9 protein-coding genes and 1 pseudogene are annotated in these 9,973 nt (G+C 50.6%); 4 read left to right on the forward strand and 6 right to left on the reverse strand.

The features are described from left to right. From FC814_RS21315 to iraD, 3 genes are all read left to right on the forward strand, one after another. Window positions 1–1,416: fructuronate reductase (locus FC814_RS21315; protein ID WP_170967958.1), on the forward strand; the 1,416-nt coding region annotated here is incomplete at its 5' end. Window positions 1,417–1,685: 269 nt separating this feature from the next. Beyond that, the gene (gene uxuR / locus FC814_RS21320; protein WP_000833697.1) at window positions 1,686–2,459 is read left to right on the forward strand and encodes a Uxu operon transcriptional regulator; all 774 of its coding nucleotides are present in this window, start codon (window positions 1,686–1,688) and stop codon (window positions 2,457–2,459) included. 406 nt (window positions 2,460–2,865) lie between these two features. After that, the gene (gene iraD, locus FC814_RS21325) at window positions 2,866–3,258 is read left to right on the forward strand and encodes an anti-adapter protein IraD (RefSeq protein ID WP_137326434.1); all 393 of its coding nucleotides are present in this window, start codon (window positions 2,866–2,868) and stop codon (window positions 3,256–3,258) included. A gap of 74 nt (window positions 3,259–3,332) precedes the next feature. Here iraD and iadA read toward each other — a convergent pair whose 3' ends face one another. The 6 genes and pseudogenes from iadA to FC814_RS21350 all read right to left on the reverse strand — a co-directional run bounded on the left by iadA (window position 3,333) and on the right by FC814_RS21350 (window position 8,603). Next, on the reverse strand, window positions 3,333–4,505 hold the full coding sequence (iadA, locus tag FC814_RS21330) for a beta-aspartyl-peptidase (protein ID WP_085460278.1): 1,173 nt from the start codon (window positions 4,503–4,505) through the stop codon (window positions 3,333–3,335). A 12-nt stretch (window positions 4,506–4,517) separates the two neighbouring features. Beyond that, window positions 4,518–4,679, reverse strand: a pseudogene (locus FC814_RS23345) (hypothetical protein); the annotation flags it as partial. A gap of 118 nt (window positions 4,680–4,797) precedes the next feature. After that, window positions 4,798–5,976: an MFS transporter gene (locus FC814_RS21340; protein ID WP_000075229.1), complete on the reverse strand. Its 1,179-nt coding sequence runs from the start codon at window positions 5,974–5,976 to the stop codon at window positions 4,798–4,800. A gap of 66 nt (window positions 5,977–6,042) precedes the next feature. Continuing rightward, complete coding sequence (locus tag FC814_RS21345; RefSeq protein WP_085460280.1) at window positions 6,043–6,900, reverse strand: SdiA-regulated domain-containing protein; 858 nt, start codon at window positions 6,898–6,900, stop codon at window positions 6,043–6,045. Window positions 6,901–7,022: 122 nt separating this feature from the next. After that, entirely contained in the window at window positions 7,023–7,199 is a 177-nt protein-coding gene (locus FC814_RS22920; protein ID WP_170967959.1) for a hypothetical protein, read from the reverse strand. Window positions 7,200–7,322: 123 nt separating this feature from the next. Next, the gene (locus FC814_RS21350) at window positions 7,323–8,603 is read right to left on the reverse strand and encodes a DUF445 domain-containing protein (protein ID WP_010346645.1); all 1,281 of its coding nucleotides are present in this window, start codon (window positions 8,601–8,603) and stop codon (window positions 7,323–7,325) included. Window positions 8,604–8,787: 184 nt separating this feature from the next. Between FC814_RS21350 and FC814_RS21355 the strand changes: the two genes are divergently transcribed. After that, window positions 8,788–9,741 (forward strand): Rpn family recombination-promoting nuclease/putative transposase, encoded by a 954-nt coding sequence (locus FC814_RS21355; RefSeq protein ID WP_137326435.1) that lies wholly within the window; start codon window positions 8,788–8,790, stop codon window positions 9,739–9,741. Window positions 9,742–9,973 lie beyond the last annotated feature (232 nt).

A 9,973-nucleotide genomic window follows, 5' to 3' on the forward strand; every position in this document is an offset into this window, starting at 1 on the left:
TGGGATCATTCTCGTCTGGAATCACGCATTGTGCATCTCGGTTGCGGGGCGTTTCACCGCGCGCACCAGGCGCTGTACACCCATCATCTGCTGGAAAGCACCGACAGCGACTGGGGTATCTGCGAAGTTAACCTGATGCCAGGCAACGACCGCGTGCTGATCGAAAACCTGAAAAAACAGCAACTGCTGTACACCGTGGCGGAAAAAGGTGCAGAAAGCACCGAGCTGAAAATTATCGGTTCGATGAAAGAAGCTCTGCATCCGGAAATCGACGGTTGCGAAGGTATTCTCAACGCAATGGCGCGTCCGCAAACAGCGATTGTCTCTCTGACGGTCACGGAAAAAGGTTACTGCGCCGATGCGGCAAGCGGTCAGTTGGATCTCAATAACCCGCTGATCAAGCACGACCTGGAAAATCCGACCGCGCCGAAGTCCGCGATTGGTTACATCGTTGAAGCTCTGCGCCTGCGTCGTGAAAAAGGGCTGAAAGCGTTTACCGTAATGTCCTGCGACAACGTGCGTGAAAATGGTCATGTGGCGAAAGTTGCCGTTCTGGGGCTGGCTCAGGCGCGTGACCCGCAGCTGGCGGCATGGATTGAAGAGAACGTCACCTTTCCGTGCACCATGGTTGACCGCATCGTTCCGGCGGCGACGCCAGAAACCTTACAGGAAATTGCTGATCAACTGGGCGTTTACGACCCGTGCGCCATTGCCTGCGAACCGTTCCGCCAGTGGGTGATTGAAGATAACTTCGTTAATGGTCGCCCGGACTGGGATAAAGTGGGCGCACAGTTCGTTTCGGACGTTGTACCATTCGAAATGATGAAACTGCGTATGCTCAACGGCAGCCACTCTTTCCTGGCGTACCTTGGTTACCTCGGTGGCTATGAAACCATTGCTGATACCATGACTAACCCGGATTATCGCAAAGCCGCCTTTGCCCTGATGATGCAGGAACAAGCGCCAACGCTGTCGATGCCGGAAGGGACTGACCTGAACGCCTATGCGACGCTGCTGATCGAGCGTTTCAGCAACCCGTCTCTGCGTCACCGCACCTGGCAGATTGCGATGGACGGCAGCCAGAAGTTACCGCAGCGTCTGCTGGACCCGGTGCGTCTGCACCTGCAAAACGGCGGTAGCTGGCGTCACCTGGCGCTCGGCGTGGCGGGCTGGATGCGCTACACCCAGGGTGTGGATGAGCAAGGCAACGCCATCGACGTAGTTGACCCGATGCTGGCTGAATTCCAGAAGATCAACGCGCAATATCAGGGAGCAGAACGCGTAAAAGCCCTGTTGAGCCTGAGCGGTATTTTTGCAGATGATCTGCCGCAGAATGCCGACTTTGTTGGTGCAGTGACAGCGGCATATCAGCAACTGTGCGAGCGCGGCGCGCGCGAATGCGTGGCTGCACTGTAACTGACTGATTACCATACAGACTTACTGGTCAATCAAACCAATATTTGGTTGACCAGTTTTCGTTTTTTTGCCTACCTGTACGTGCCAACTTCCAGTGCTAATGGTATAGTTTGTCATTGACGATCAACGTAAGATCGCCCGATGCGCACGCTTATCGAGCCAGGGTATCAATCGCAACTTATTAAATACGCACTCTTTGTCGGTCGGATAAGGTGTTCACGCCGCATCCGGCAATAATTTGATTAACCGCACCTAACGGACACAACATCATGAAATCTGCCACCTCTGCGCAAAGACCTTACCAGGAAGTCGGGGCGATGATCCGCGATCTGATCATCAAAACACCGTACAATCCTGGCGAACGACTGCCGCCGGAGCGTGAAATCGCAGAAATGCTCGAGGTCACGCGCACTGTGGTGCGTGAGGCGTTGATCATGCTGGAGATCAAAGGACTGGTAGAAGTGCGTCGGGGCGCCGGTATTTATGTTCTCGACAGTTCAACCAGCCACACTGCCGACAACGCAGATGCCAACGTCTGCAATGACGCCGGTCCTTTTGAGCTGTTACAGGCGCGTCAGTTACTGGAAAGTAACATCGCGGAATTTGCCGCTTTGCAGGCCACCCGCGAAGATATCGTCAAAATGCGCCAGGCATTGCAGCTTGAAGAACGCGAACTGGCCTCCAGCGCACCGGGCAGCAGTGAAAGCGGCGATATGCAGTTCCACCTCGCCATCGCGGAAGCGACGCATAACAGTATGCTGGTGGAGTTGTTCCGTCAGTCCTGGCAGTGGCGAGAAAACAATCCGATGTGGATCCAGTTGCACAGCCATCTGGATGACAGCTTGTACCGCAAAGAGTGGCTGGGCGATCACAAACAGATCCTCGCCGCGTTAATCAAAAAAGACGCCCGTGCGGCGAAGCTGGCAATGTGGCAGCATCTGGAAAATGTGAAACAGCGCCTGCTGGAATTTTCCAATGTTGATGATATCTATTTTGACGGCTATCTCTTCGACTCCTGGCCGTTGGATAAAGTTGACGCCTGATCCTTATTTCTGGTGCCAAGTTGAGCAGCTTTGCACCAGGCCTTTTAGCCACGTAATAACCGATATTATTAATAAACGATGAGTAATTTAATAATTACTTATTACATGTCTTTTATAAGCATTTTATATCTATTTAAATCTGAGTGATTATTCGGAATAATCAAAATATATTGATTTGTTTCTGTCTGGTTTAGTGACTTTTATCAAATTATATCTTTTTAAATAAAAAGTAAGTGGATCTTCATTTCTGTTCAGGGTCTTATACTTTGCGGGCGAGAATCAAGCCTGTTATCAGGCACGGATGCAATGAGCAAAAAGGAATGACTATGGAAAATGAGCATCAACCCAGTGGTGTCAAGCCGTCAGGGCAAGATATCGATGCCGCTAAACGTCAGGAGTGCGCAAAATGATGCGCCAATTACTTCAGACCGTATTACCTGAAAACACAGGCAGCAATACATCATCGCTGCGTGATTCCGTATGTCGGGATCTCTTTCAACTTTTCTATTCTCCTCATTCACCGCTACCTGCATTACTTATTTCAGGTATGCCAGAGTGGCAAGGGGATAATCAGAGCGACAAACATCTCCAGAGCTGGTATTGCCGTCAGTTGCGTTCCGCTCTTTTATTTCATGAACCACGTATTGCTGCATTGCAAGTGAGTCTGAAAGAAGCATATTGCCACGATCTGACGATCAGTCTGGAGATGATGCTGTACCACGATGATGAACCTCTGACGCTTGAGTTGGTCTGGCAGCATGGCGGTTGGTACAGTGCGACGGTGGGAAAAGTCAGCTAAATACCATCTTCTGCGTTTTACTCTGTCAGCCGTCCGAACGGGCTTCTACGTCCATTCGGGCGGCAGACAACCGCTTATGCAGTTTCAAACGTTCCTTTCACACACGCCTTGCCGTCTTTGACCATCAGTTTGCCGTGAGCGTACACCTGCTCAATGCGCAGTTCCGGTGTCATAACCAGCAAATCCGCGTCATTGCCGGGCAGAATTTCACCTTTCCCTGTCAGGTTGAGGAAACCGGCGACGCTGCTGGTGAGTGGACGCACGGCATCGCTGATACTGAAACCGAAGTCTTTGACCAGCACCTGTACGGTTTCCAGCAAAGTCTCAAAACCGGCAACGCCGATATGCGTTAAATTCCCCTCGTCGTCAAAGAACGGCTGGCTACCGTTGCCGTCGGAGCTGAGGGTGATGCGAGCCAGCGGAATACCCGCCTGAACGGCGCGGGCAATCCCTTCTGCAGGGGCGACCGGCTCGTCAATGCTGCTGGTGATGTCGATGGTGCCGCCTTTCAGGGCGAACTCCAGCGCCTGTTCAAACAAAGGAACGTTGCGGTTAACGTGCGTCGGCAGTAACTTGCTGATTGGCACATCGCAGTTTTCCAGGAGGTCATAGATTGGCTGTAACGCCTTTTTGCTGTCGCCCATGTGGAACACGGTGACGCCAGGTTTACCGCCGAGCAAGCCACCAACGCGGGATTCTGCCGCCATATTAGCCAGATGATAAACATCCGGTGCGGCAGAGCGGTGATCAGAAATGGCACATTTCACACCAATCACCCGATCAATAATCGCCACATCTTTTTCCACGGAACCCGTAATGGTGCGGGAAGGTACATGATACGCACCGGTCAGCATCCAGGCGCTGATACCTTCTTCATTGAGCGCACGGGTCTTGGCAAGGAGGGATTCCGGGTGGCGAGAGATAGAGTCGGTGCCAAGCAGGCCAACCACCGATGTGACGCCCGCTTCCGTCAGGCGGCTTAACGCCACTTCCGGCGTGCGTGTCGTGGGGCCAGCTTCGCCGCCGCCGCCAATCAAATGAACGTGTTGATCAATAAAGCCAGGGCAGAGAATCTGCCCACTGAGATCGACAACCGTGCAGTCCGGTACGATGTCAGAAGGGATATTGCTGGCAACGGCGATAATCTTGCCGTTAGCGACGAGGACATCGCAAACTCCCCGATCTTCCGGCGCATACAAATGCGCTCCCTGCAGCAGGATGAAACCGGCTGCGGAATAATCAATCATGTAAACTCCTTGTTAAACAATAAACTGCATAACCCAGATCGACAGAAAAGCGTTAATCACGCAGACCGTAATGATATGCAGATGGTATTTAGCATTCACTTCGGCTGTCTCCAGGCTGCGACCGACATTTTGCACCGTGCTGGCCATTAAATACATTGCGGGCAGTAAAACGGTGTTAATGGTCAGGCTGACAGCAACTGTTGCGGTTGAGTTTCTTGACTGGCAAGGGAAATGCCCCAAAGGAAAATACCAGGGCGCTCTTCTCTGGTATGGCGGGGAGAAAAATCCCCCCTTATGAAGTCGCCGTTTGCAGCTTAAATAATTGCACTGTGCTGATGAGCGCGGCAATAAACAGCGCCGCTGCGCCACAAAGCGTGGAGTTGGCGAGCGCCGACGTTCCGTTGCCGAGCATACTGGTCAGTGCCGGGCCGAGAATTTGCCCAATGCCATAAATAAGCGTCACAAAGCCTAACAGGTTGAGATTTCCCGGCACACTAAGCTGGCGGGCGATGGTCATCACCAGCGAGGTCGTGCCCATAAAGGTGCCGCCAAAGCCAATACTGCTGATGATGAGTAATAAAGGAGAACTGCTGGCGAGGGTTAACAGTACGCAGATAGCCTGTACCAGCAAATTCACCGTCAGGCAGGGTAACGCCCCCCAATGTTTTGCTGCCCACAACCAGCCAAAGCAGCCTGGCACAATCGACAAGCCGACCAGCGTCCAGAGATGGGCGGTCAGTAACGGCAGGCCGGCGTCTTTCGCCATGAGCGGCAGATAAGTGGCAACGATGATATAACCAAAACCCGCCAGACCGTACAGAATAGCCAGCAACCACCAGCTCATAGGTTGTTGATTGGTTTTTGCTAACGGCGCAGGCGTGATGGTGTTTTTTTTCGAGGGGATCAAAAGCGCCAGTACAATCAATATCATGCCAGAAAGCGCCCCGGCACCTTGCCATAGCGTTTGCGAGGAGAGGGCAAAATGCAGCCCAGCCAGCACATATTCATTGCCTAGTGCGATGCCAACACCAACGCCAGAAAACAGTGCCGCAAGTACAAAAGGATGGCGGGTATGTTGCATGATGAGCGTCGAGCCGAAAATCAACATCCCGGCGCTGGCGATACCCGCCAGAAAGCGAACCAACAACACCAGAATAAACGACGGTAACCACGCCATCGCGAGGATCAACAAGCCGGTTGCCAGGGCGCAAGCCAATAAAAACGGGCGCAGACGTGAGGGTAAATGAAATGCGCCGAATGAAAACAACAGGCTTCCAGCCAGATACCCAGCGTAGTTGCCGCTGGCAATCCACGATAGTTCGTTAAATGAAAACTGCCCCTCCGCCAGCATAACTGGCAGCATCGGCGTATAAAGAAAGCGACCTAACCCCATACCTAAGGTCAGAACCAGCATCCCGAAAAGCGCGGTGCTGAAGGAAAAGCGTTCTACGGGATGCGATGACGGGGACATGTTTTACCTTGCTTGTCTTTTTGTTGTTAACAAGTTAATAACAAAAAGGTGAAACATGCCAGTCTGTTAATGTGATGATGTAGGGGTAAAGCGATAAAAACGATTCGGTTCGCCAACGATATAAATATTGCCAGAGGCATCCATCGCAATCCCTTCAGCCTGTTTGATGTTATGTGACAAACCCCGACTGCCTTTGGTAAGTGACATCTCACCGATCACTTCCCCAGTGGCGGTCACTTCCTGCAGTACGCGTGACTCATGAGACAGTACCAGCAGCGTATTTTTTTGTTGGTTAAATTCTGCGCCGGACACATCATCTAAAGTAAATTGACGTTGTAGTTCCTTGTCTTTGCTGATGTGCAATTCATTGCTACTTAGTAGCCCGTTAACTTTGTAGACCTCAATCGGATTTTTCTCTTTAAAAAACCAGAAGGTGTGATCCTGGCGAGAATAAGCCAGCCCTTCAAAACCACTATTGGTTGGCGTTTCCTGCAACGGAATTTTTATTTTTTTGAGGATTTTTACTTCTGACTTTTCATTAAGTGAAATCACATAAATGGCATAATCGCGTTCATCACTGATGACGAATTTATTATCACCAATATATTCGATAGTCTCGAGATCTTTCACAAAATCCAGAGGAATGGTGCGGAGCAGATCCCCATTCGTGGTCATTTCAACAATCGCCGCAGGTTTATTGATAGTGCTAAACAGGGTATTACTCTGCGCAGACCAGGTCAGTGAGGAGATATTATTCGTTACACCTGCAATCTCTTTGCCATCAATAGTCACGTGGTAATTTTGAAACCCTGCGGGATAACTGCTTTTGCGAGCGCAAGATTGCACGAAGAAAGCACACACTGCCACAATGGCAAAAAGAATAATAATGCTGATACGTTTACTTAACGAAAACCTTTTTGTCATGGCATATCCATCCAACAAAATCAATAAGATATCGATAAGTATACGTAGTGATCTTAATGAATCCTTAACGCGGAGCCAGAGCGTAATGCGCAATGCATTTCCTGTCGCTGTCTTTCTTCCTGTTACTGACGAATGCAGGCAGATATCGCATTCAGCTCGTTGCGCAATGACAAAGATTGCGCAGGCTCTTTCTCTGCTTCTTCGAGAGTTTCAGTTGAGGTGGAGCAACCGCATCGCAGGCCGTTAGCATCTTCTGCGGCATAAACGTGCAGTAAGTGCCGACCAGCGGAATGCCGCATTTCGGAGAACTGCTCGAAAATGGCGACAAATGGAATGATTTTCCTTCCCCGTACACGGGAGACAATGAAAAAGGCCGCATTATTACCATGATTTGAGTTTGCTTTATTTGTTCTCTCTCGCGGTTAAAAATTGCCGAGGGGTAACAAAGTCGGGATTTGCGATAAAAGATACAGTATCAATCCAATACAACCACCAACCAGCGTACCGTTGACGCGGATAAACTGGAGATCTTTGCCAATATTTAACTCGATTTGCCGCGACATATCCCGCGCATCCCAGCTTTTCACCGTGTCAGTAATGTGGCGTGTCAGGAATGCCGAAAACTCTGGTGCGACGCGGTGCGCAGCCTGTTCGAGATGACCATTTAACGACGCCCGCAAGGCATCATCGGCAATTAACGTCTCGCCAAACCATTGACCCGCCCGCGCGATACGTTCCTTCACGCGAGAATCTTCGCTATTGATATCGGCCTTCAACCATTCCCGCAAATCCCCCCACAATTCACCGAGATAGCGGTTAAACGCTTCATCTTCTTTCAGATACGCTTTGATATTGTCGGCGCGCGCCGCCATTTCCGGATCGTTTTTCAGCTTATCGATCAGCGCAAAGGTAGCGCGATCAAACGCATGGCGGATCTGATGCGCGCGATCGCGGCTGATATCATCAAGCAAAGAATTAACTGCGTCAGAAACCAGCTCTGCACTGTGTTCACCCAGCCATTCAGTCGGCAAAATTTTCGCTTTCAGCGGATGTTCGCTCTCCAGCCAGCGGACGATCTGTTGGGCGATAAATTTGCGTGATTTATCGCGCTGGAGCAGGGCGATCAGTTGTGCGATCAGAGTATCCAGCAGCACCTGATGACGATCGTTTTTGGTCATGCTCTCCAGCATTAACGCACTGGTGCCGGAAAGATCCACTTTATCAATCGCCCGATGCACCGCGCGCTTAAGCAGACGCTGAATACGCGCATCATCAGTAAGTTCGAGAAAACCACTCATGATCTGCAAAAGATGCTGCCCAACGCGGCGGGCGTTTTCCGGCTGACTAAACCAGTTACCGATTAACAACGCCGGTTCATGACGACGAATTAACGCCACCAGGGATTGGGTATCGAGAAATTTTTCCTGTACGAACTGACCGAGATTTTCGCCAATCCGGTCTTTATTACGCGGGATAATCGCCGTATGGCGAGAAATAATCGGAATCGGCACGCGGCGAAACAGCGCCACCACCGCAAACCAGTCAGCCAGAGCACCGACCATTGCCGCCTCCGCAATCGCCTTCACGCCGCTCACCCAAAAATTGCGGGGCAAAAACAGCGTAACGATAAAAGTCGCGGCAGCAACGAGCAGTAAAGAGAGCGCCAGCATTTTGGCGCGTCGGAGTTCAATGATTTTATTCATATCGTAAGAATAGAGCCTGACGGCAGGTTCACGCAAAAATCGAGATGCCTTCCAGAAAAATGTATCGCTTGCAGGAGAACAAAAATAGCCTGGAAAGCGCCTCGGGGAATGAGATATTGCCGGGTGTGAGCGGAATTAGGAATCGCTAAAGTCGGACTATCTCTTCAACAGGTGACGGATCGCCATGACAAACTTCACCACCAGTACGCCGCATGACGCATTATTTAAATCCTTCCTCACGCATCCTGACACCGCGCGGGATTTTATGAAGATCCACTTACCAAAAGGTTTACGTGAACTGTGCGATCTCGACACCTTAAAACTGGAATCAGCCAGCTTTGTCGATGAAAAATTGCGGGCGCTGCACTCCGATATTTTATGGTCGGTAAAGACCCGCGAAGGCGATGGTTATATCTATGTGGTGATTGAACATCAGAGCCGCGAGGATATTCATATGGCCTTTCGCCTGATGCGATATTCCATGGCGGTGATGCAGCGTCATATAGAGCATGATAAACGCCGACCACTACCGCTGGTCATTCCGATGCTGTTTTATCACGGCAGTCGTAGTCCTTACCCCTGGTCTTTGTGCTGGCTGGACGAATTTGCCGACCCGATTACCGCTCGGAAACTTTATACCGCTGCGTTCCCGCTGGTGGATATCACTGTGGTGCCGGACGACGAGATTGTTCAGCATCGCAGAGTTGCCCTACTGGAGTTGATCCAAAAGCATATCCGCCAGCGCAATATGATGGGGCTGATTGATCAACTGGTAGCATTACTGGTTACAGAGTGCGCTAATGACAGCCAGATAACCGCGCTGTTAAATTACATTTTACTGGCTGGTGATGAAGCGAGTTTTAAGGAGTTTATCAGCGAACTTACCAGGCGAATGCCACAACACAGGGAGCGAATCATGACGATTGCAGAGCGAATTCATAATGCGGGATGGCTGTTGGGAAGGGAAGAAGGGAGGATCGAAGGCAAAGAAGAAGGGGAACAGCGCCTTCTCCGATTATTTTTGCAAAATGGTGCAGATCCTGAATGGATACAAAAGATTACCGGACATTCATCAGAGCAAATACAGGCATTAGGTCAGTCTTTGCCTGACAGTTACCGCGATTCAGGGATCGAATAATAATCAGAGACTGATGACAAACGCCAAACTTCCTGATGCGCTACGCTTATCAGGCTTACATAGCCCATGCAATATATTGAATTTGCAATATTCTGTATGCCGGATAAGGCGCTCGCGCTGCATCCGGCATGAACAAAACGCTTTTTGCCTAAGCCATGGGCTTTGTTGAATAAATCGAACTTTTGCTGAGTTGAAGGATCAGATCACGTATCTTCCCGACAACGCAGACCGT

The sequence above is a fragment of the Escherichia sp. MR genome (assembly GCF_005280595.1).
GTDB classification, from domain to species: Bacteria; Pseudomonadota; Gammaproteobacteria; order Enterobacterales; family Enterobacteriaceae; genus Escherichia; species Escherichia ruysiae.